Here is a 21255-nt window from a genome sequence, read left to right as displayed (position 1 = left end):
CGATGGGAAGCTCTAGCCTTTTGATATCCGTTACTCTTTTAAGGGCACGTAACATGAACTCATCCCATACCCACTTACCTCAGCCTTCGTCCGCGCGTCTGAGCCTGCCGGTTGAAGGCATGACGTGCGCCTCATGCGTCGGGCGCGTCGAGCGTGCCTTGACCGCGATTCAAGGCGTACAGGCGGCAACGGTTAATCTCGCGACCGAACGCGCCGACATCACGTTCAACGGTCAGGCCGATCCGCAGGCAGCCGTTCGCGCTATTGAAGGCGCCGGCTATACGGTGCGAGAGGAAACTGCCGAACTGGCGATCGAAAACATGACCTGCGCCTCCTGTGTCGGCCGGGTGGAGAAAGCGTTGGCCCAGGTTGCCGGCGTGATCGAGGCCAATGTCAACCTGGCGACCGAACGCGCGCGGGTGCGCTACCTGGCCGGCACCGTATCCGCAGGCGATCTGGAAGCCGCCGTCACCCGTGCCGGTTATACGTCTCGTCGCTTGACGGCGGATAGCGCCAGCGCGGGCGACCAGGCCGCCGAACAGCGCGAAAACGAGGCGCGCGCGTTGCGGCGCGCCCTGTTCGGTGCCGCCCTGTTTACCCTGCCGGTATTCCTGTTGGAAATGGGCTCGCACCTCATTCCCGCCATACATGAGTGGGTCATGCAGGTGTTGGGCGCGCAGACGAGCTGGTACATCCAGTTTGTCCTTACCACCTTGGTTTTATTTGGCCCCGGCCTGCGCTTCTTCCGCAAAGGCGTTCCGGCGCTGCTGCGCGGCGCCCCCGATATGAATTCGCTGGTTGCGGTCGGCACGGCGGCGGCTTACGGCTATTCGCTGGTCGCCACCTTCGCCCCCGAGGTGTTGCCGCAGGGCACCGCCAACGTTTATTTCGAAGCCGCCGCCGTCATCATCACGCTGATCCTGCTCGGACGCGTGCTGGAGGCGCGCGCCAAGGGGCGTACCTCGCAGGCCATCAAACGGCTCGTCGGCCTTCAACCCAAGGTCGCGCGCGTCCAGCGGCATGGCGAAACGGTCGAAATCCCACTCGAGCAGGTGGTTGCCGGCGATGTGGTGTTCGTCCGGCCGGGGGAGAAAATCGCGGTGGATGGCGAGGTCATCGAAGGCGCGTCTTATGTCGATGAAAGCATGATCACCGGTGAACCGGTGCCGGTCGAGAAAATCGTGGGGGCCGACGTGGTCGGCGGCACCATCAACAAAACCGGCGCGTTCAGTTTCCGGGCGACAAAAGTCGGCGCGAATACCGTCCTGGCGCAAATCATCCGACTGGTGGAAGAAGCGCAGGGGTCCAAGCTGCCGATTCAGGCGCTGGTCGATAAGGTCACCATGTGGTTCGTTCCTGCGGTGATGGCCGCTGCGGCGCTGACGTTCCTGATCTGGCTGGTCCTCGGCCCCACCCCGGCGCTGACGTTCGCACTGGTCAATGCGGTCGCGGTGCTGATCATCGCCTGCCCTTGCGCCATGGGCCTGGCGACGCCAACCTCGATCATGGTCGGCACCGGGCGCGCCGCCGAACTGGGCGTATTGTTCCGCAAAGGTGAGGCTCTGCAGGCGCTGCGCGATGTCAGCGTTATCGCTCTCGATAAAACCGGCACGCTGACCAAAGGCCGCCCGGAGCTGACCGACCTCGAACCCGCAGAGGGCTTCGACTATGACGAGGTGTTGGCCCTGGTTGCCGCGGTCGAGACGCGATCCGAACACCCCATCGCGGAAGCGATCGTCGCGGCGGCAAAACAGCGTGATCTCACGCTCGCCATCGTCGACAGTTTTGATGCCGTACCGGGTTTCGGCGTCTCGGCCAGCCTCGGCGGCCGGGCGGTTTCCGTCGGTGCGGATCGCTTCATGACACGGCTCGGGCTTGATGTGACAAGTTTTCAGTCCGTCGCAGAACGCCTCGGTGCCCAAGGTAAAAGCCCGCTTTATGCCGCCATCGATGGCCGTTTGGCTGCGGTGATCGCCGTTGCCGATCCGATTAAGGAAACAACGCCGGAAGCCATCGCGGCATTGCATGCGCTCGGGCTCAAGGTTGCGATGATCACCGGCGACAACGCCGCAACGGCGGCGGCGATCGCCCGGCAACTGAGGATTGATGAAATCGCGGCCGAAGTGCTCCCCGAGGGCAAGGTGACGGCACTGAAATCCTTCCGCAGTAACGGCGCGAAAGTCGCCTTCGTCGGCGACGGCATCAACGATGCGCCGGCGCTGGCGGAAGCGGACGTAGGGTTGGCTATCGGCACAGGCACCGATGTGGCGATAGAAGCGGCCGACGTGGTGTTGATGTCGGGCGATCTGCGCGGCGTAGCGAACGCCATTGCGCTCAGCCAGGCGACGATCCGCAACATTCAGCAGAACCTGTTTTGGGCCTTCGCCTACAACGTCATACTGATCCCGGTAGCGGCGGGCCTGCTCTATCCGTTGAACGGCACGTTGCTTTCACCGATCTTCGCCGCCGCCGCGATGGCGCTTTCCAGCGTGTTCGTCCTTGGCAATGCGCTGCGGCTAAAACGTTTCCACGCGCCGATGGCCGTCGAGAGCCGCGCTGCAGCGGTGGCAGAAGCAGCCCCCCCACCGGGATATCGGCATCATCGTAACAGGAGGACAGGATGAATATCGGACAAGCCGCCAAATTATCCGGCGTTTCGGCGAAGATGATTCGCTATTACGAGCAAATAGGCCTGATCCCGAGAGCGGCTCGCTCCGATGCGGGATATCGCCACTACGGTATGCCTGAGGTGCATAGCCTGCGCTTTATCCGGCGCTCACGCGACCTGGGTTTTTCCGTTGAGCAGATATCTGCATTGCTGCTGCTGTGGCACGACCGCGAACGTGCCAGCGCTGATGTTAAAGCCGTCGCGCTGTCACATATCGCGGTGCTGAAAACCAAGATTGTTGAACTGCAGGCGATGGCGCAAACGCTGGAACGCCTTGCCGGCCATTGCCGCGGCAATGCGCGCCCCGACTGCCCTATTCTGGCCGATTTGGCGGAGCCGGAAGCCGCCGCCATACCGCGCCAAACGCCGCGTTTCGGGCTGATGCGCGAGCCGAAACCAAGGCGTCTGCGTGAATCGCCGTAAAAAGAGTTTGACCCTGCCATGCTGGCAAGCTTTACCGTTATCAAACACCGTAATCGACGAGGAGAGTAAAATGATTCGTTTTCATATTCCCGCCATGACCTGCGGCGGCTGCGCTAAATCTGTCACCCAGACGCTGCTGAGCGTTGACCCGCAGGCGCGCATTCAAACCGAGCCGGCCAAACGGGAAGTGCTCATCGAGAGTCTGTTACACAGCGATACCTTCATCGCCGCGCTGGACGAAGCCGGTTTTCCTCCGGCCGAGGCGGATTAAGCGCCGCATCAGGCTTAGCGCAATTGCTCGATCAGGAAATGGATGTCGTACAGCCAGCGTTTGGCGCGTGCGGAGCGTACCAGCATCGACACGCACAGCGGCCGGGGGTGTTCTTTGCAGGCGGAGGGGGAAAACCAGCGCCCGGTGTTGGCCGGCGGCTGGAAATACAGCTCGTGGTTGTAATTGCTGCTGTCGACGCCGAAGGTATCGAAGTAGCGGCGCATCAGCGTGTTGGAGTCGCTGAACGACAGACTGAGCGCGGTGTTGATCTCGGTTTCCGGGGTGATGACCACGCCCTTCTTCTGCCGCCCAGGCGCGTTGAATGCGGCGATAAGCGCGATGACCTGTTGCTGAATGTCTTCTGCCATGACGACCTCAAGCCGGTATGAATAAAGATGAATGCGGTTCTCTGTCTGACTCTGCTCGCCGCGGCGAGTTCGGGCCGCCGCGCGGGTTTTCTGTTTCTTTACACTTTCCATAAAAAACCGCGCGCAGCCACACTTCTGGCGCGCGCGGTCGATGGTTAGCGGCTGAGCGTCGTCTTGTCGGCGATGACGCCGTCCCCCTGCCGCTCGGCGGCAATGCCGCCGCCCAACACTTTATACAGGGTGGCCTGATTGTCGTACGCGGTCTGCTGCGCGGCGATCAGCGACTGCTGCGCCGTGTACAGCGTGCGCTGCGCGTCCAGCAGCGTCAGGTAGCTGTCCACGCCCTGGCGGTAACGCAACTCGGCCAGGCGATAATATTGCTGCGCCGCCGCCACATAGCCGGTTTGCGCCGCCAGCTGTTCCTGCAGAGTCGCTTTACGCGCCAACGCGTCGGCGGTTTCCTGAAATGCCGTCTGCACCGCTTTCTCATAGGTGGCGACATACAGATCTCTCTGCGCTTTGCTGTAGTTCAGTTGCGACGTGTTATAGCCACCGCTGAAGATCGGCAGGCTGATGCTCGGGGCGAACGACCAGACGCCCGCGCCGTGGCTGAACAGCGACGAGAGTTCACCGCTGCCCACGCCGCCGCTGGCGGTCAGGCTGATCGACGGGAAAAACGCCGCCCGCGCCGAGCCGATGTTGGCGTTGGCGGATTTCAGGTTATGCTCAGCCTGCAGCACGTCCGGCCGCGTCAGCAGCACCTGCGAAGACACCCCAGCCGGCAGATTGCGCATGATTTCGCCGAGCCCATCGATACCGCTCGGCAGCAGATTTTCCGGCACGCTTTGCCCCACCGCCAAATCCAGCGCGTTTTTCGCCTGCGCGGCGCTGGTCGCATAGCTGGCGGCGTCCGATCGCGCCTGTTGATAAACGGTCTCCGCCGACGCCACGTCAACCAGCGACGCAATGCCGTGCTGCTGGTTCTTACGCGTCACCTCCAGCGAACGTTTGGCGCTTTCCATCGTCTGCTGCGCCACCGCCAGATTGCTGCGCTCGGCCGCCACCGCCACCCAGTCGGTGACGATATCGGCGATCAGCGTCAGGCGAGTACTTTTCGCCGCCTCCGAATTGGCCAGATAGGTTTCGAACGCCGCGCGCGACAGGCTGGCGTTTTTGCCGAACAGATCCAGCTCGAACGCGCTGACGCCGACCTGCGCTTCATAACTCTGACTGATGGCGGTGGCATTGCCGCTACCGGTCAGCGAACGCCCGCGGCTGCCGTCGGCGGTGGCGTTGATCGTCGGGAACAGCGCCGAGCGCTGCTCACCGTACAGGGCGCGCGCCGAGGCGATATTGGCGATCGCCTCGCGCAGATCGCGGCTGCTGTCCAGCCCCAGCGCCACCACCTGCCGCAGCCTGGCGTCCTGCACATAGTCGCGCCAGGCGACGTCCGGGTAGCTCAACGCCTGCTTGCCGGCGGCCTCGCCCTGCGGCAGGTTGGCGGGCACCGGCGCCGCCGGGCGCTGGTAGTGTGGATCCAGCGACAGACACCCGCTCAGCAGCAGCGGTAAAGTTAACATCATGACTCGTTGCAACACGTTATTCTCCTGCCTGAGACGGCGAGTTGGTGGGCCGGCGGGTAAACATGCGGCGCACCAACACATAAAACAGCGGTACGAAAAAGATGGCCAATGCGGTGGCGGTGATCGTACCGCCGATAATGCCGGTACCGATGGCGATTCGGCTGTTGGCGCCGGCGCCGCTGGATACCGCCAGCGGCAGCACCCCGGCGGTGAACGCCAGCGAGGTCATCAGGATCGGCCGCAGGCGCATGCGTGCCGCGTGGACCGCCGCGCCAATCAGCGTTTCCCCCCGCTGGTGCATCTCCTCGGCGAACTCGACGATCAAAATGGCGTTCTTCGCCGACAGGCCGATGATGGTGAGCAGCGCCACCTGGAAGTAGATGTCGTTTTCCAGCCCGCGCAGCGTGATCGCCAGCAGCGAGCCCACCACGCCCATCGGCACCACCAACATCACCGCGAATGGAATCGACCAGCTCTCATACAGCGCCGCCAGGCACAGGAACACCACGATGAGCGAAATGGCGTACAGCGACGACGCCTGGCCGCTGGTCAGCCGTTCCTGATAGGACAGCCCGCTCCAGGAATAGCTGCTGCCGGCGGAGTATTTCGCCGCCAGTTTCTCCATCTCGCTCATTGCCGTACCGGAGCTGACGCCGGCGGCGCCCTGCCCGGTGATCTCGAACGACGACAGCCCGTTATAGCGCGACAGGTTCTCCGGCCCGTAGATCCAGTGCGAAGACGCAAAGGCGGAGAACGGCGTCATGCTGCTGGCGCCCGACGCATTGGTGCCGCGCACAAACCAGCGGTCGAGGTCTTCCGGCTTGGCGCGGTACTGCACGTCGCCCTGCATATAGACTTTTTTCACCCGGTTGCGGTCGATAAAGTCGTTGATGTAGGTGCTGCCGAACGCGCTGCTGAGGGTGCTGTTGACGTCACCGGCGCTCAGGCCGAGCGCCTGCAGCTTGCCGTTGTCGATCACCACCTGCAGCTGCGGGGTGTCCGGCAAGGTGTTGGCGCGCACTGCCAGCAATGCCGGATTGTTGCCGGCGGCGGCGACGATCTGGTCGCGCATCGCCTGCAACTCGGTGCGGGTGGTCGCCCCTTTGGCCTGCAGCTCGAAAGTGAAGCCGTCGGACTGACCGAAACCGTCGATCGCCGGTGGGCTCATGGAGAACACCTGGGCGTCGCGCAGCGAAGCGAAGTGCGCCATGGCGCGTTTGGCGATGGCGTCGGCGGTGTTCTCGCTGCCGCTGCGCTGGCTCCAGTCTTTGAGGCTGACGAACGCCATGCCGGCGTTTTGCCCGCTGCCGCTGAAGCCGAAACCGTTGATGGTGAAAATGGTGCTGACGTTGGCCTTTTCCTGATCGAGGAAATAGGCGGTCACCGCCTCGCTCACCGCCGAGGTGCGGGCGTTGGTGGCGCCGGCCGGCAAGGTGTACTGCACCATCACCGAACCCTGATCCTCATTGGGCAGGAAACCGGTCGGCAAACGCAGGTACATCACGGCCGCGGCGATCAACAGCAGACCGTACAGCAGCAGATAGCGCGTTGGCCGGTGGATCACTGCGCCGACCTTGTCGGCGTACTTCTCCTGCAGCCGGTTATAACCGCGGTTGAATCTACCCAGCAGCCCTTTGTCGGTCTGTTCTTCATGCGTCGATTTCAGCAATGTGGCGCACAGCGCCGGCGCCAGCGTCAACGCCAGCACCACCGACAGCACCATCGAGGAGACGACGGTGATTGAAAACTGACGGTAGATCACCCCGGTGGAACCACCGAAGAACGCCATCGGCAGAAACACCGCCGACAGCACCAGCGCGATGCCGACCAGCGCGCCGGTGATCTCGCGCATCGATTTCTCCGTCGCCTCGCGCGGCGGCAGTTTATCTTCACGCATCACGCGTTCGACGTTTTCCACCACCACGATGGCGTCGTCCACCAACAGCCCGATCGCAAGCACCATGCCGAACAGCGTCAGGGTATTGATCGAATAGCCGAACGCCGCCAAGACGCCGAAGGTGCCCAGCAACACCACCGGCACGGTGATGGTCGGGATCAGCGTGGTGCGCAGGTTTTGCAGGAACACGAACATCACCACCACCACTAACACCACCGCTTCAAACAGCGTTTTCACCACCTCCTCGATCGAGATGTTGATGAAGTCGGTGCTGTCTTTCGGGTAGGCCACCTTGTAGCCCTGCGGCATCGCGCTTTGGTATTCCGCCACCTTGGCCTTAACCAGTTTGGCGGTGCTCAGGGCGTTGGCGCCCGCCGCCAGCTTGACCGCGATCCCCGCCGCCGGGTGGCCATTGAGGTGCGCGCTGGCGGAGTAGTCTTCGTTGCCCAGCTCAACCCGCGCTACGTCACCCAGCCGCACCAGCGCGCCGCTGCTGTCGCTTTTCAGGATGATATTGCGAAACTGTTCCGGCGTTTGCAGCCGCGACTGCGCCTTTACCGTGGCGGTCAGCTGCTGATCGGCGGCGGCCGGTAGATCGCCGATCTTGCCGGCAGACACCTGGGTGTTTTGCGCTTCGATCGCCGTCTGCACGTCGGAAGGCATCAGCGCATAGCTCGCCAGCTTGGTCGGATCCAGCCAGATACGCATCGCATATTCCGAGCCGAACACCTGCACGTCCCCCACGCCCTCAATGCGCGACAGCGGATCCTGCAGGTTGCTGACCAGATAGTCGGAGATATCGGCCATTGTCGCCTTGTCGCTTTCGTCATACAGCCCGACGATCAGCAGGAAGCTGCTCTGGGATTTCTTGACCGTCACGCCCTGCGCAGTGACCGCGCTCGGCAAACGGCTTTCCGCCTGCTGCACCTTGTTTTGCACCTGCACCTGAGCGATATCCGGATCGGTGCCCTGATCAAAGGTGACGTTGATGCTGACCGAGCCGCTGGAGCTGCTGGTCGAAGAGAAATACAGCAGGCCGTCCAGGCCGGTGAGCTGCTGCTCAATCACCTGCGTGACGCTGTTTTCCAGCGTTTCCGCGTCCGCGCCCGGGTAAGTGGCGGAGATGGAAATCTGCGGCGGTGAGACATCCGGGTACTGCGAGACGGGCAATGAATTGATCGACATCAGGCCGCACAGCATGATGATGATGGCGATCACCCAGGCGAATACCGGCCGCCGGATAAAGAACTGCGCCATATCACTGCTCCCCGCGTTGGGTTTTGTCGACTGAAACCTCAACCGGCTTCACCGCGGCGCCGATCGTGACCTTGCCGGTGCCTTCGACGATCAGGCGATCGCCTTCGTTCAGCCCGCTGCCGATCAGCCAGTTGCTGCCCACCACCCGTTCGGCGCTGACGGTGCGCTGCGCCACGTTGTTTTGCTCGTCCACCACCAACGCGGTGGCTTCCCCTTTGGCGTTGCGGGTGATGCCCTGCTGCGGCGCCAGAATGGCTTTGGGCTCGACGCCGTTATCCACCGTGGCGTGGACGTACATACCGGGCAGCAGCTCATGCTCGGGGTTGGGGAACACCGCACGCAGCGTGACCGAACCGGTGGCCTCATCCACCGCCACCTCGGTCAACTCCAGCTTGCCGGCGTGGGCATAAGGCGTGCCGTCCTCCAGCTTGATGGCGACCGGCGTGACCGCACCGCGCTGCAAAGCGGCCTGCTGACGGCGCAGTTTAAGCAACTGGGCGCTGGACTGGGTCAGATCGACATAGATCGGATCCAACGCGCGGATGGTGGCCAACGCATCGGTCTGGCTGGCGGTGACCAGCGCGCCCGGCGTCACCGATGAGATGCCGATGCGGCCGGCGATCGGTGCCCGCACCTGGGTATAGGCGAGGTTGATGCGCGCCGTCTCCAGCGCTGCCTGATACTGGGCCACCGACGCCACGGCCGCCAAATAGGCGGCTTTGGCATCGTCCGCATCCTGCTGAGAAACGCCGTTCTCTTTCACCAGCGCCGCATAGCGCTGTGATTTGAGCCGGGTGGATTGCACCGTGGCCTGGGCGTTTTTCAGCTGGGCGGCGGCCTGATCGTAGCTGGCCTGATAGCTGGCGGGGTCAATTTGGTACAATACCTGCCCGGCTTTCACCTCGGCCCCTTCGGTAAACAGCCGCTGCTTGATGATGCCGTCGACCTGCGGCCGCACGTCGGAAGTCATGGTGGCGTTGACCCGGCCGGTCAACTCGCTGCTCAGGGTCACTGACTGGCCGCGCAGCGTGACGACGCCGACCTCCTGCTCACCGCCTGCGCCCGTCGGCGCACCGGCGTTTTGCCCATCGCAGGCAGCCAGCAACAGCGACAGCCCAAGCACCAAAAGCGTTTTTCTCTGCATTGCAATACGATCCCATTGAGAATGACTATTCTCAATATATCGAATGCAGACATTCGCTTCTGAAAGGGTTGCGTAAGGATAGCGTAAAATCTTGTCGAAGCGGGAAACGGTGGAGCAATATCGTTCAGCGTGGTTTCAGCACATTGGCGCAGCGATTTTTTGCCAATGCAATAAAGCGTTCCACTTCAGCCGGCGGCTGCGTCGTTTCAGTCGCATCAGGCTCTTGCTCCCGATGAGCATCGCTCGCCGGCTGTTTGCAACGATAAACCAGACCATACAGGGGATGACGTCCGTCTTCGGTCTGATAATAGTGGGCCACGCGGGCGAATGAATAGTAATAATAAGGCGTTGAATGTTCTTCGCCCCGATAAACGTTTTGCGTACCGCCGTAGTCGAATGTCAAGTTGGCGGTCTTTTCCATCAACCGATCCAGGTCGTCGATGACCTGTTCGGTACAACGGTTCAATTGTCGCCGCGCTTGTTCATTCAATTTATCGGCATCGTCGTCGGCGCATCGGGTGATATAGCCTTCATACTGGAGATTGTCGGCGAGCTGAAGTACGAAATAACGGTATGACTGCCCGGCGATTTTCACCCCCTCGCGTTCTTGAATCAGCTTCGCGTCCGGAATGAGATACACCGCCGCCGGATCCTGATTATCGAGCGTAAGCGTAGCGGCACTGGCCCCAACAACGGGCGCCAAGAGCGAGACCATAAGCAGGGATAACCGGGTGTTCAAACGAAAGTCCATTGTTTTCGCATCCTCATCCATCATAAATCTCGCCATCTTATCTCGTCAGCGGCGGCGTACCGAGCGCCGCGTGGGGATTTTTAGGGTTTAACCAGTCTAAACACCGTTTTGGTGTGCCAATAGTAGTCGATCGCCGCCGCGATATTCGGCATCCAGCCGTCCGGCTCATAGGGCACGAAGCCGGAAAAGCCCAGCCGGCGGGCAGAGACCTGGAATCCCGCGGCGGAGAAAATGCGCGCATAGTCGTCCAGAGCGCGATCCCGCACCACGGTATGCGTCTGTTCAGCCACCCTTTCGCGCCATTGCGGCCACAGCGGGTTGTCGGTGTGGCAACCGGTCACCGCATAATAAACACCGCCCGGTTTCAGCACCCGCAGCATATCGGCGGCATGCTGCGCGATATCTTCAATCAGGTAGATGACTTCATGACTGAAGGCGATATCGAAGTGGTTCTCATAACCCGTCAACCGCGTGTCGGTCTGATAACCGATCGGCAGGTTTCCTTTCAGGCGGTTGGCCTGTTCGACGGACTGGCGGGCGATATCGACGCCGAGTCCTTCACGAAATGGCCGGATTTGGTGCAACAGACGCAGAAAACCGCCCTGATTGCAGCCGAAGTCCAGCACCCTGACGCCGGACAATTCGTGTTCCGGCACCAGGCTCAGCAGATGCCGCCAGATGGGCGCATGGCCTTCGGCCATGGCCTGTTCTGCGTGCGGATCGCGATACCAGGTGGGAATGCTCAAGGGTGAGTCGTTCATTATGGCCTCCTTATGTTTCCACTCAGCCAATCACACCCTATGGCGACAAACAACCGCGTGCGCATTTTTTGAACATTCACTGGTCTGGCTTGCCATGCACCGGCAATTGGCTGGTCACGCAGTGAATGCCGCCGCCGCCGGCGGCGATGGCGTCGATCTCCAGCTGCACCACCTTGTGCTGCGGATAGAGCGCCGACAGCAGTTCAAACGCCGCCTTGTCCGCCTGCAGGTCGCCAAACTCCGGGGCGATCACCGCGCCGTTGATAACGAAATAGTTGATGTAGCCCGCCGCGAAATCGGGGTTGCGGCGACTGAATCGGCTTTCGCGCGGTGCCCGCGGCGGCGAAAGCGTATGTACCTGCAGCGTGCGGCCGTCGGCGTCGGTCGCTGCTTTGAGGATCGCCAGATGCGCTTGGGTAACCGCATGATCATAAGAGGCCGGATCGGTATCCAGGTTGGCCACCACCACGCCAGGCCGCACGAAACGGGCATAAAAATCGACGTGGGCATCGGTGATGTCCCGGCCTTTAATGCCCGGCAGCCAGATAATTTTGCGCAGGCCGAGCATCGCCTTCAGCTCTTGCTCAACCCGGTCTCGGCTCCAGCCCGGGTTGCGGTTCGCATTCACCCAACTGCTCTCGGTCATGATGCCGGTGCCGTGCCCATCCACCTCGATGCCGCCGCCTTCGCCTACCAGCGCGCTGCGGCGCGGTTGAGCGACGCCGTATCGCCTGGCGACAAACCCTGCCAGACGCGCATCCCTGGCATGTTGCTGCTTATCGCCCCAGCCGTTGAAGTTGAAATCCACCGCGCCCAGTTCGCCGGCGTCATTGACGACGAAATTGGCGCCGATGTCGCGCATCCAAATATCATCCAGCTCAGTGACAACATAGCTGACGTTGTGACTGCCGCAGGTGGCCTCAGCCAATTGCCGTTCATTGCCGCGGCAAAAAACCGTCAACGGCTGAAAGTCGGCGATGGCGCGGGCGATGCGCCCCTGCGCTGCCTGCACGTCCGCGGTGAACCCGCCCCAAATCGCACGCTGCGCGCCGAAAGCGAGAAACGCCCGCTGTTGCGGTTCCCCTTCGTCGGGCATCCGCCAGGCCGGATTAAGCGCAGCTTTCGCGTGACCGCGTAACGGGATGCCCAATGATGCCGTCAAGCTCACACCGGCCACCGCCGAAAGCTGCTTGATAAAGGTGCGACGCGTTGACATAAATAGCCTCTTTAAATTGATTTAAATTCAAACTGTTAGCCGGTTTTTTTACGCTCCAGCGCTTGAATCCCATGCTAGTCTTCCCCTGCCACCGCGACAAACGATATATTTAGCGGATATCTGATTAGACAGGCTTATCGATAATGTTAAAACACTGGCCCCCCTTGAGCGCCCTGCGCGGTTTCGAAGCGGCGGCGCGCCTGGGCAGTTTTCATCAGGCTGCCGAAGAGCTGCACCTGACTCAGTCGGCGATCAGCCAGCAAATCCGCAGCCTCGAGGCGTTTCTGGAGCAACCGCTGTTCTTCCGCACCGGCCGCAGCGTGGCGCTGACCGACGCCGGCCACGATCTGTTCAGCACCGCACAGGTGATGCTGCAACAGCTGGCCGTCGGCATTCGCCGTTTGGATCAGTACCGCAAACCCAACCAACTGATCGTTAACACCACCCCGGCCTTTGCCCGCCACTGGCTGACGCCGCGGCTGGGCGATTTCAATCGGCAGCATCCGCAGATCGATCTGTGGCTGTTCACCAGCTTTGAACCGCCGGATATGGCGACGGACAGCATCGATCTGGCGATCCGTGACGATCTCAGCGCGCAGGCGGACTGCACCTTTAACGTTCTCTGTACCGACCGACTCTACCCCGCCTGCCACCCCAGCCTGCTGGCGTTGACGCCGGAGCAGCGCGTGACCTTGCACGGCGAACGCGAGATGGATTGGAGCCACTGGGCGGTGGCGGGCGGCGCGCACGTCGGCCAGCGAGACAGCGGGCTGAACTTCTCCGATCCTGGTCTGCTGCTGGACGCCGCCTGCAACGGCCTCGGCATCGCGTTGGTCAGCCAATTGCTGGCGCAACACGCGCGCGACGCCGGGCTGCTGCAACCGTTAACCGAGCAACGCGTGCGCGGCGCCAACTGGGCGTGGCTGCTGCACCGCGACAGCGAACACAATCCGCTCGCCCGGCACTTCTGCCAATGGCTGCAGTCGGCGCTGCCCGCCGGCGCATAACGCGCCACGTCACGATTTGCTACTCTGGTCAGGCGGCCCCGCCTGCCCGCTGCTACTTTCAATAAAGCGTCGCAACAGCCCGAAGAAAACGCGCTAACCTGCTGTTTCAAAATAATTAGTTGAATTCACCTGATAACTGAACATCGCTAAAAGGATCTTCTATGTCTGCCGGTTTATTGAAAACGATAGCTCTGAGCGTGGCCCTTGCCTGCACCGTTCCCGCTGCCTTTGCCGCCGAACTGACCGCCGGCGCGGTCGCCGCCCCGGATCAGTATGGCGCCAAGGTCGCCGCGCACATTCTGCAGGCCGGCGGCAATGCGGTCGATGCGGCGGTCGCCACCGCCTTTACCCTGGCCGTTACCTACCCTGAAGCCGGCAATATCGGCGGCGGCGGCTTTATGACGCTGTACGTCGACGGCAAACCCTATTTCCTCGACTACCGCGAAGTGGCGCCCAAGGCCGCCGGCAAAACTATGTATCTGAACGAGAAAGGCGAAGTGATCGAGAATCTCAGCCTGGTGGGCAGCCGCGCCGCCGGCGTGCCGGGCACCGTGCTGGGATTGTGGGAAGCGCATAAACGCTTCGGCAAGTTGCCCTGGGCCGAGCTGCTTACGCCGGCGATCGGTTACGCCCGGCAAGGTTTCACCGTGGCGGATCAGCAGTATCAGTACCGTGAAGACGCCAACAAGCTGTTCGCCGGTAAAACCAACTTCGGCGACTATTTCGGCGCCATGAAGCCCGGCACGGTGTTCAAGCAGCCGGAGCTGGCCGCCACCCTTGAGCGCATCGCCAAATCGGGCGCCGACGATTTTTATCACGGCGAAACCGCTCGCCTGCTGGTGGCGCAAATGCAGCGCGACAACGGGCTGATCGGCGCGGCGGATTTGGCCGACTATCGGGTGAAATGGCGTGAACCGATGCGCATCAGCTGGCGCGGCAACACCGTGTATACCGCCCCGCTGCCCAGCTCCGGCGGCATCGCGCTGGCGCAGCTGCTGGGGATCAAAGAAGATCGCGCCGCCGACTTCAAGAGCGTGCCGCTGAATTCGGCGCGCTACATCCACCTGCTGGCGGAAATCGAAAAACGCGTGTTCGCCGATCGCGCCGACTACCTCGGCGATCCGGACTTCACCCAGGTGCCGGAAGCGCAACTGATCGCCCCCGACTACCTGAAAAAACGCGCCGCCGAGATCAACCCGACGGCGATCTCGCCGACCGAAAAGGTGCGGCCGGGGCTGGAAACCCACCAAACCACCCACTTCTCGATCGTCGATGCCGCCGGCAACGCGGTCAGCAACACCTATACGCTCAACTGGGACTTCGGCAGCGGCGTGGTGGTCAAAGGCGCCGGCTTCCTGCTTAACGACGAGATGGACGACTTCAGCGCCAAACCCGGCGTCGCCAACGCCTTCGGCGTGGTGGGCAGCGACGCCAACGCCATCGAGCCGGGCAAGCGCATGCTCTCCTCGATGAGCCCGACCATCATCACCCGCGACGGCGACGTCACCCTGGTGATCGGCACCCCGGGCGGTTCACGCATCTTCACCTCGATCTTCCAGGTGATCAACAACCTCTACGATTACCACCTGCCGCTGGCGCAGGCGGTCGCCGCCCAGCGCGTGCACCATCAGCTGTTGCCGAAGGACACCGTCTACTATGACAGCTTTGCGCCGCTGACCGGCAAACCGGCGGACGAGCTGAAGGCCATGGGTTACACCCTCGAAGACCAGGGCTGGAACATGGGGGATATTCAGGCTATCCGCATCGATGGCCGCACGCCGGAAACCGCATCAGATCCGCGCGGCCGCGGCGTCGGACTGGTGGTGAAAAAGTAACGCGCCGGCGGCCCGCTTCAGCCACGCCGGGCCGCCGTTCTCCCCGCACAGACTGACGTTGCTCCCTTTTTCACTCATCTATACTGAATCGACAGGCTCGCGTTTAACGGCGACGGCGCTTGCGTTCCATCTTGGACGATAAAAATAATATTTTCAGTAAATCAATCACCTGCATTTATCGTAAGCGATGTCGGAGGCAATCAACAATGGCGAAAAGACGAGCAGTACCTGGGGTGCATCCCTACGATGGGCCCGCCGGCGGTTGGGGCGCACTAAAAGCGACGGCCATCGCCGTGCGCACGCAGATGGACACCTTAGAAGCGCCGGTGACGCTGATGCGCACCAATCAACCCGACGGTTTTGATTGTCCGGGGTGCGCATGGCCGGATAAAGAACATCGATCTACCTTCCAGTTTTGTGAAAACGGCGCCAAAGCCGTGACCTGGGAAGCGACCAGCAAGCGCGTGACGCCCGAATTTCTGGCGCAGAACACCGTAACGTCGCTGCTGCAGAAAACCGATTACCAGTTGGAAGACTATGGCCGCCTGACAACCCCTCTGTGCTATGACGCCGGGACGGACACCTTGCGCCCGCTGGCCTGGGATGAGGCGTTTCAACGCATCGCCGCCGTTTTGCAAACGCTGCCGCCGGAGCAGGTGGAGTTTTATACCTCCGGCCGGGCGTCCAATGAGGCGGCCTATCTGTTCCAGCTGTTTGCGCGGGAGTTCGGCAGCAATAACTTCCCCGACTGTTCCAACATGTGCCATGAGCCGACCAGCGTTGGCCTGCCCCAGTCGATCGGCATCGGTAAAGGCACCGTGTCGCTGGACGACTTTGACAGCGCGGAGCTGATTATCTCCATCGGGCACAATCCGGGCACCAATCACCCGCGCATGATGGGCACGCTGCATGAACTGGCGCGTAAAAAGGTGCCGATTATCGTGTTTAACCCGCTGCGCGAGCGGGCGCTCGAGCGTTTCACCGATCCGCAAAACGTCATCGAAATGGCGACCTACAGTTCGACCCCTATCGCGTCCACCTACTATCAGGTCAAGGCCGGCGGCGACGCCGCAGCGCTCAAAGGCATCGCCAAAGCGCTGCTGCAGCTGGATGAAACACAAGGCAACGCCGTGGATCACGCCTTTATTGCCGAGCACACGCAAGGCTTTGCCGCTTTCGCCGCCGATCTGGCGGCCACCCATTGGGAGGCTATCGAAGTGGAGAGCGGCCTGGCGCGCCAGGACCTGGAACGGGTCGCCACCGCCTACGCAAAATCCAACGCCACCATCGTGACCTACGGCATGGGCATTACGCAGCACAATAAAGGGACGGCCAATGTGCGCCTGATCGCCGATCTGCTGCTGCTACGCGGCAACATCGGCAAACCGGGCGCCGGCATCTGCCCGCTGCGCGGCCACTCCAATGTGCAGGGCAACCGCACCGTCGGCATCACCGAAAAACCGTCGGCCGATTTTTTGGCAAAGCTGGAAACGGTGTTTGGCTTCACGCCGCCCAAAGCCCATGGTCACGATGCCGTGAAATGCATGCAGGCGATGATCGATGGTGCCTCGAAGGCGTTGATCTGCCTGGGCGGCAACTTCGCCGTAGCATTGCCGGACCCCGAGCAGAGCTTCCCGGCGATGAAAGCCCTGGAGTTAAGCGTGCATATCGGCACCAAACTCAACCGCAGCCATCTGTTGGTGGCAAAAGAAACCCTCATTCTGCCCTGCCTGGGCCGCACCGAACTGGACATGCAGGCCGGCGGGCGGCAATCGGTGACGGTGGAGGATTCGATGTCGATGGTGCATGCGTCATCCGGCAAATTAAAACCGGCGTCGGAACTGCTGCGTTCGGAACCCGCCATTGTGGCCGGCATGGCCAAAGCGGTGATGCCCGCCAGCAAGGTGCCCTGGGATGAGCTGATCGAAGATTACGACGTGATCCGCGAGCTGATCGAAAAAACCATTCCCGGCTTCGACGATTACAACGCGCGTATTCGCCAACCCGGCGGCTTCCGCATGCCGCTGCCGCCGACCGAACGCCAGTGGCCGACGGCGACGGGCAAGGCGATGTTTTCCGTGTTCAACGGGCTGCATGAGGACGAGATAACGACAGACAAAGACACGTTGCGGCTCATAACGCTGCGCAGCCACGATCAGTACAACACCACCATCTATGCTCTGGACGATCGCTACCGCGGGGTCTTCGGCCGGCGCGACGTGCTGTTCATGAATGACAGCGATCTGCAACGTTTGGGGCTGGAACATGGCGACGTGGTCGATCTGGAAACGGCGCTGCCCGGCAGCACCCAGCGCCTGGAAGGCATCACGGTGATCGCCTACAACATCTCAGCCGGTTCGGTCGGCGCCTACTACCCGGAGGCCAACGTGCTGGTGCCGCTGCATTACATCGATGAGGAGAGCGGCACGCCTTCGTATAAATCGGTGCCGATCCGCGTGAAGTTGAGATCCAAAGAGGTGCGCGCGGTCGATATCGCCTGACGGAAGCGGTTTGAGCCTTTCTCCGCATGGAGAAAGGCTTCTCCCCCTTTAGACCTGCGCCACCAACACATTAACGTTGGCGGGGAAAACCAAGCCTTCTAATGCGTTACCGCTGTCGGAGGTCACCAGATAATCGACCTCGGGCCATTTGGCCACCAGCGTCATCGCATGCCCGCGCAGCTTATTTTCGTCGGCCAGCACGATGCACTTGCGGCTCTGGGCAATCATTTTGCGCGCGATGGCCGCTTCATTGACGTTCTGATCCATTACGCCGGTCTGCACGTTGACCGCGCCGGCGCCGATGATGGCGTAGTCGGCGAAAAACGCCTCGATATTATTCAATGCGATCGCGCCCAGGCACGCCATTTTGGAGTCGATGAACTGCCCGCCGATCAGCACCACGTCAATGGAGTCATTCTCCAGACAGACGTTGGCAATCAACGGCGAGTTGGTGATGACCGTTAACTGATCGACCGTCGCCAACTGCCGGGCAAACTCCAGCGTGGTGGAGCCGAAATCCACGAACACCGTATCGCCCGGTTGGAGCAGCGTCGCCGCTTTCTCCGCGATGGCGCGCTTCTCGGCCTCGGCGATTTTGGCCCGCTCGTTGAATTCATGCTCGAATTTAAACTGGCTGCTCACCGCGCCGCCGTGGATCTTCTTGATCAGCCGATAGTCTTCCAGCTTGTTCAGGTCGCGCCGAATGGTTTCCTGCGAAACCTGGAATTTATCCGCCAGCTCATTCACGTAAACCCGGCCGTTGGCCTGGATCAGCGCCAGTATTTCATTGCGCCTTTCCACGGAATTAGAGATATCCATTCACATTACACTCGCTGCCTTTAGTAAGAGTGACTGCCTCCGCCGAGACTTGCGGCGTTAACTGACGGAATACTACGGGTTTCAGGGCGTTAGACGCAAGCCGTTGCCATCGTTCACCCGGCGGATTCTATGCTGATGTGCAGTGCGTCACGCTCGCCGTCGGGCGGCAAGGCGATGTTGCGCAGCAGGATCCGCCGTTCCGGCAGGCAGCGGTGCGTTTTGCGATACAGCACTTCGTCGCCCAGCCGCACCACCACCGAACCGGACACCGCCTGTTCCACGCGCATATTGATCGTGACCGTGGTGGCTTTGCCTGACAGCGCCACGTTGGTAGGCGCGGTCAGGCGGATCCGTTCGTCATGCCGCACCGGGAGGATTTGCCGCGCCGGTGGCAGCGTGCGCTGCAGCGAACGGGCAACGGCCTCGCCAACGCGCAGCCCTTCCTGATAGCACTGGTCGCCCATGTCCGCCGGATGCAGCATGTTGCCGACGGCGAAATAGGCGGCGTCGGAACAGCGGCCGAACTGGTCTGTCAACGGACAGCCGCTGTCCGGCCGCTGCGCCAGGTGGCTCTGGCGGATCAGCGTATACTCCCCGGTGAAGCGGCCGGTGAAGATCAGGCTGTCGCAGGCGATGCGCCGTTTCTCCCCCTGGCGGTTTTCCACCTCGATGGACTCAACCCGATCGCAGCCGGCAATATCGGTCACCCGCGAATAATAATGAATCGGCACCCCCATCAGACGCGCATAGAGCGCGCTCAACCGCCAGGCGACGGGCCTGCCGCCGCTTTCAATCATGGCGACGGCGCGCACGCCGGCGTTGCGCAGCGTCCATAGCGCGGAGAAACTGACCAGCTCGGTGCCGACCACCACCGGCGCCTTACCTGGCTGCAGCCCGCGCAGATAGACGAACTGCTGCAGCGCACCGGCGGTGAGTACGCCCTGCGGCCGCAGCCCGCTCACCAGTCGCGGATGGCGCGGCGTCTCGCGCACGCCGGTCGCCAGGATCACCCGCTGCGCTTTCAACGTGCTGACGCCGCGGCAGTCCGTGATGGTCAGCTCGCCGTCCGGCTTGATGGCGAGCACCGTCACGCCGGTACGGATCTCCACCTGCCCGGCGCGCGCCAGTATTTTATCGACATAGGTGGATCCCAGCATCGGCCTATAAAACGTTTGCAGCCCAAAGGTGGGGTGCCGACAGTGTCTGGGCACGCCGCCCGCCTGCCGTTCCCGCTCCAGGATCACCACATCCTCGATCCCCGCTTGCCGCAGCGCGGTCGCCGCCGCGATCCCGGCCGGCCCGGCGCCGACAATCGCCACCTGATACTCAGTTTTCATCAATGCTCCCTACGGCCAGCGTTTGGCCAAAACGATCGCCTACCATTTCCGCTACCCGGCTGCAGCAATAAAACCCGTTGCAGCGCCCCATCATCACGCGCGTGCGGCGCCGCAGCCCGCCGATGCACTCCGGCGGCACGGCGGAATCGAACGCCGCCTCGATCTCCCGTTGGGTCACCAGCTCGCAGTGGCAAACGATGCCGCCGTTGTCCGGGCGCGCGTAATCGCGCAGCGCGTAGTCGGCAAGCATCGGCATCTGCGGCCAATGCACAGTCTCCGGCGTTTTTGGCGTGAAGCACGGTGTAAAGTGGTCGCGATAGAGCTGTTCCACATATTGCGCGATGCCGAGCGCCGCCGTCAGGCCGGTGGAGCGAATGCCCGCCACGCAGATCCACTGCCGCTCGGGATAGTGCTGAATGCGGTAGTGTTTCTGTTCGGTCGCCGGGCGTAATCCGGCATAGCTAGCGGTCACGCTGTAATTCGCCAGCGAGGGCAGCAGCCGGGTGCCCTGTTCGATCAGTTCGCGCATTTTGGTTTCGTCTACCGTTGCCGTTTCTCGATCCTGCTGTTCTTCGGCGGTCGGCCCCAGCAGCAGATTGCCGAAGATGGTTTTCGACAGCAGCACCCCTTTGGTGATGGCCGTCGGCACCGGCAAGATAATGGCGTTGACCTGCCCGGCGGCGGCCTTGTCGAACACCAGGAACTGCCCTTTGCGAGGGCGAATTTCAAACTCGGGCTGGTGGCAGAAACTTTCTACCCGGTCGCCCTGATTGCCGGCGCAGTTGATGACGATTTTGCCGTGAAACTCGCCCCGGTTGCTGGTTAGCCGCCAGCCGGTCGGCAAGCGTTCGGCGCCGGTCACCTCGGTATTGAAGCGATAGTCGCCGCCGTGTTTAACGCCCTGCGTCAGGTAAGCCAGCGGCGTGCTCCAGGGATCGATCACGCTCTCGCCCGGCACCTCTACCGCCGCCAACGCGCCGGGCGCCAGCTGTGGCTCACGGCGATACAGCTCGGCGGCGTCGATCTGTGCCACGTCCAGCACGCCATTGTCGTGCGCCTGCTGCACGATCGCGGGCAGCGCCGCCAACTGCTGCTCATCCCAGGCCACAACCAAGGCGCCGGTGGGTAACAGCGGCAAATTCATCCGTTCGCGGATGGCGATAAATTCCCGGTACCCGGCCTGCATGCAATGCAGTTCCAGGCTGCCGCTGGGCGCATCGAAGCCGGTGTGCAGCAGCGCGCTGTTGGCTTTGCTGGCGCCAGACAGGATATCGCCTCCCTTTTCCAACAGCAGCGTTCGGGCGCCCATCAGGCAGAATTGGCGGAATACCGCACACCCGACCACACCGCCGCCAATCACGACAATGTCCCAATCCGTTTGTTCTTCCATCATGCTGATGTCCCGTTTTGATGTGAT

Annotated in this window: 16 protein-coding genes; 6 read left to right on the top strand and 10 right to left on the bottom strand. The window is 62.0% G+C overall.

Going from position 1 to position 21255, the window contains the following annotated elements; all coding sequences use genetic code 11:
* Positions 1–53 precede the first annotated feature (53 nt).
* From RE418_RS18460 to RE418_RS18450, 3 genes are all read left to right on the top strand, one after another.
* Positions 54–2624 carry a heavy metal translocating P-type ATPase gene (locus RE418_RS18460; protein WP_089180919.1) on the top strand — a complete coding sequence of 857 codons (2571 nt, stop codon included), beginning with the start codon at positions 54–56 and terminating at the stop codon, positions 2622–2624.
* Entirely contained in the window at positions 2621–3091 is a 471-nt protein-coding gene (gene cueR / locus RE418_RS18455) for a Cu(I)-responsive transcriptional regulator (RefSeq protein ID WP_049295646.1), read from the top strand. Before RE418_RS18460 ends, cueR begins: the two co-directional genes overlap by 4 nt.
* 70 nt (positions 3092–3161) lie before the next feature.
* Positions 3162–3362 (top strand): heavy-metal-associated domain-containing protein, encoded by a 201-nt coding sequence (locus RE418_RS18450; RefSeq protein ID WP_049295648.1) that lies wholly within the window; start codon positions 3162–3164, stop codon positions 3360–3362.
* Positions 3363–3376: 14 nt separating this feature from the next.
* Here the strand turns inward: RE418_RS18450 and RE418_RS18445 are convergent, their stop codons facing one another.
* The 7 genes from RE418_RS18445 to RE418_RS18415 all read right to left on the bottom strand — a co-directional run bounded on the left by RE418_RS18445 (position 3377) and on the right by RE418_RS18415 (position 12339).
* Positions 3377–3730, bottom strand: coding sequence for a DUF1493 family protein (locus tag RE418_RS18445; RefSeq protein ID WP_025302880.1), 354 nt, complete (start codon positions 3728–3730; stop codon positions 3377–3379).
* Between the two features lie 155 nt (positions 3731–3885).
* Complete coding sequence (locus RE418_RS18440; protein WP_145956980.1) at positions 3886–5328, bottom strand: efflux transporter outer membrane subunit; 1443 nt, start codon at positions 5326–5328, stop codon at positions 3886–3888.
* Position 5329: 1 nt separating this feature from the next.
* Complete coding sequence (locus tag RE418_RS18435; protein WP_089180921.1) at positions 5330–8467, bottom strand: efflux RND transporter permease subunit; 3138 nt, start codon at positions 8465–8467, stop codon at positions 5330–5332.
* A gap of 1 nt (position 8468) precedes the next feature.
* Positions 8469–9611: an efflux RND transporter periplasmic adaptor subunit gene (locus tag RE418_RS18430; RefSeq protein WP_089180922.1), complete on the bottom strand. Its 1143-nt coding sequence runs from the start codon at positions 9609–9611 to the stop codon at positions 8469–8471.
* Positions 9612–9735: 124 nt separating this feature from the next.
* Positions 9736–10386, bottom strand: a complete 651-nt coding sequence (locus RE418_RS18425; protein ID WP_049207561.1) for a hypothetical protein — start codon at positions 10384–10386, stop codon at positions 9736–9738.
* Positions 10387–10442: 56 nt separating this feature from the next.
* Positions 10443–11123 (bottom strand): bifunctional 2-polyprenyl-6-hydroxyphenol methylase/3-demethylubiquinol 3-O-methyltransferase UbiG, encoded by a 681-nt coding sequence (locus tag RE418_RS18420; RefSeq protein WP_049207558.1) that lies wholly within the window; start codon positions 11121–11123, stop codon positions 10443–10445.
* A gap of 76 nt (positions 11124–11199) precedes the next feature.
* Positions 11200–12339, bottom strand: a complete 1140-nt coding sequence (locus tag RE418_RS18415; RefSeq protein ID WP_049207556.1) for an agmatine/peptidylarginine deiminase — start codon at positions 12337–12339, stop codon at positions 11200–11202.
* Positions 12340–12482: 143 nt separating this feature from the next.
* Between RE418_RS18415 and RE418_RS18410 the strand changes: the two genes are divergently transcribed.
* The 3 genes from RE418_RS18410 (at position 12483) to RE418_RS18400 (ending at position 17682) form a co-directional block, all read left to right on the top strand.
* Positions 12483–13346 (top strand): LysR substrate-binding domain-containing protein, encoded by an 864-nt coding sequence (locus RE418_RS18410; RefSeq protein WP_025302888.1) that lies wholly within the window; start codon positions 12483–12485, stop codon positions 13344–13346.
* Between the two features lie 161 nt (positions 13347–13507).
* Complete coding sequence (gene ggt / locus RE418_RS18405; protein ID WP_089180923.1) at positions 13508–15181, top strand: gamma-glutamyltransferase; 1674 nt, start codon at positions 13508–13510, stop codon at positions 15179–15181.
* Positions 15182–15387: 206 nt separating this feature from the next.
* Positions 15388–17682, top strand: coding sequence for an FdhF/YdeP family oxidoreductase (locus RE418_RS18400; protein WP_089180924.1), 2295 nt, complete (start codon positions 15388–15390; stop codon positions 17680–17682).
* A 48-nt stretch (positions 17683–17730) separates the two neighbouring features.
* Here RE418_RS18400 and RE418_RS18395 read toward each other — a convergent pair whose 3' ends face one another.
* From RE418_RS18395 to RE418_RS18385, 3 genes are all read right to left on the bottom strand, one after another.
* Positions 17731–18501, bottom strand: coding sequence for a DeoR/GlpR family DNA-binding transcription regulator (locus RE418_RS18395; protein WP_049205697.1), 771 nt, complete (start codon positions 18499–18501; stop codon positions 17731–17733).
* A 113-nt stretch (positions 18502–18614) separates the two neighbouring features.
* Positions 18615–19838, bottom strand: a complete 1224-nt coding sequence (locus RE418_RS18390; RefSeq protein WP_089180925.1) for an FAD-dependent oxidoreductase — start codon at positions 19836–19838, stop codon at positions 18615–18617.
* Positions 19828–21231 (bottom strand): NAD(P)/FAD-dependent oxidoreductase, encoded by a 1404-nt coding sequence (locus RE418_RS18385; protein WP_049207552.1) that lies wholly within the window; start codon positions 21229–21231, stop codon positions 19828–19830. Before RE418_RS18385 ends, RE418_RS18390 begins: the two co-directional genes overlap by 11 nt.
* Positions 21232–21255 lie beyond the last annotated feature (24 nt).

Source organism: Serratia sp. szju, from assembly GCF_044594185.1.
GTDB lineage: Bacteria > Pseudomonadota > Gammaproteobacteria > Enterobacterales > Enterobacteriaceae > Serratia > Serratia bockelmannii.
This window is presented reverse-complemented; position numbering and strand designations above follow the sequence as displayed.

Coding starts and splice junctions, on each gene's coding strand:
- RE418_RS18415 (WP_049207556.1), bottom strand. CDS start 12,339: ATGTCAACGCGTCGCACCTTTATCAAGCAGCTTTCGGCGGTGGCCGGT.
- RE418_RS18385 (WP_049207552.1), bottom strand. CDS start 21,231: ATGATGGAAGAACAAACGGATTGGGACATTGTCGTGATTGGCGGCGGT.
- RE418_RS18410 (WP_025302888.1), top strand. CDS start 12,483: ATGTTAAAACACTGGCCCCCCTTGAGCGCCCTGCGCGGTTTCGAAGCG.
- RE418_RS18445 (WP_025302880.1), bottom strand. CDS start 3,730: ATGGCAGAAGACATTCAGCAACAGGTCATCGCGCTTATCGCCGCATTC.
- cueR (WP_049295646.1), top strand. CDS start 2,621: ATGAATATCGGACAAGCCGCCAAATTATCCGGCGTTTCGGCGAAGATG.
- RE418_RS18425 (WP_049207561.1), bottom strand. CDS start 10,386: ATGATGGATGAGGATGCGAAAACAATGGACTTTCGTTTGAACACCCGG.
- RE418_RS18395 (WP_049205697.1), bottom strand. CDS start 18,501: ATGGATATCTCTAATTCCGTGGAAAGGCGCAATGAAATACTGGCGCTG.
- RE418_RS18430 (WP_089180922.1), bottom strand. CDS start 9,611: ATGCAGAGAAAAACGCTTTTGGTGCTTGGGCTGTCGCTGTTGCTGGCT.
- RE418_RS18435 (WP_089180921.1), bottom strand. CDS start 8,467: ATGGCGCAGTTCTTTATCCGGCGGCCGGTATTCGCCTGGGTGATCGCC.
- RE418_RS18460 (WP_089180919.1), top strand. CDS start 54: ATGAACTCATCCCATACCCACTTACCTCAGCCTTCGTCCGCGCGTCTG.
- RE418_RS18450 (WP_049295648.1), top strand. CDS start 3,162: ATGATTCGTTTTCATATTCCCGCCATGACCTGCGGCGGCTGCGCTAAA.
- ggt (WP_089180923.1), top strand. CDS start 13,508: ATGTCTGCCGGTTTATTGAAAACGATAGCTCTGAGCGTGGCCCTTGCC.
- RE418_RS18420 (WP_049207558.1), bottom strand. CDS start 11,123: ATGAACGACTCACCCTTGAGCATTCCCACCTGGTATCGCGATCCGCAC.
- RE418_RS18400 (WP_089180924.1), top strand. CDS start 15,388: ATGGCGAAAAGACGAGCAGTACCTGGGGTGCATCCCTACGATGGGCCC.
- RE418_RS18390 (WP_089180925.1), bottom strand. CDS start 19,838: ATGAAAACTGAGTATCAGGTGGCGATTGTCGGCGCCGGGCCGGCCGGG.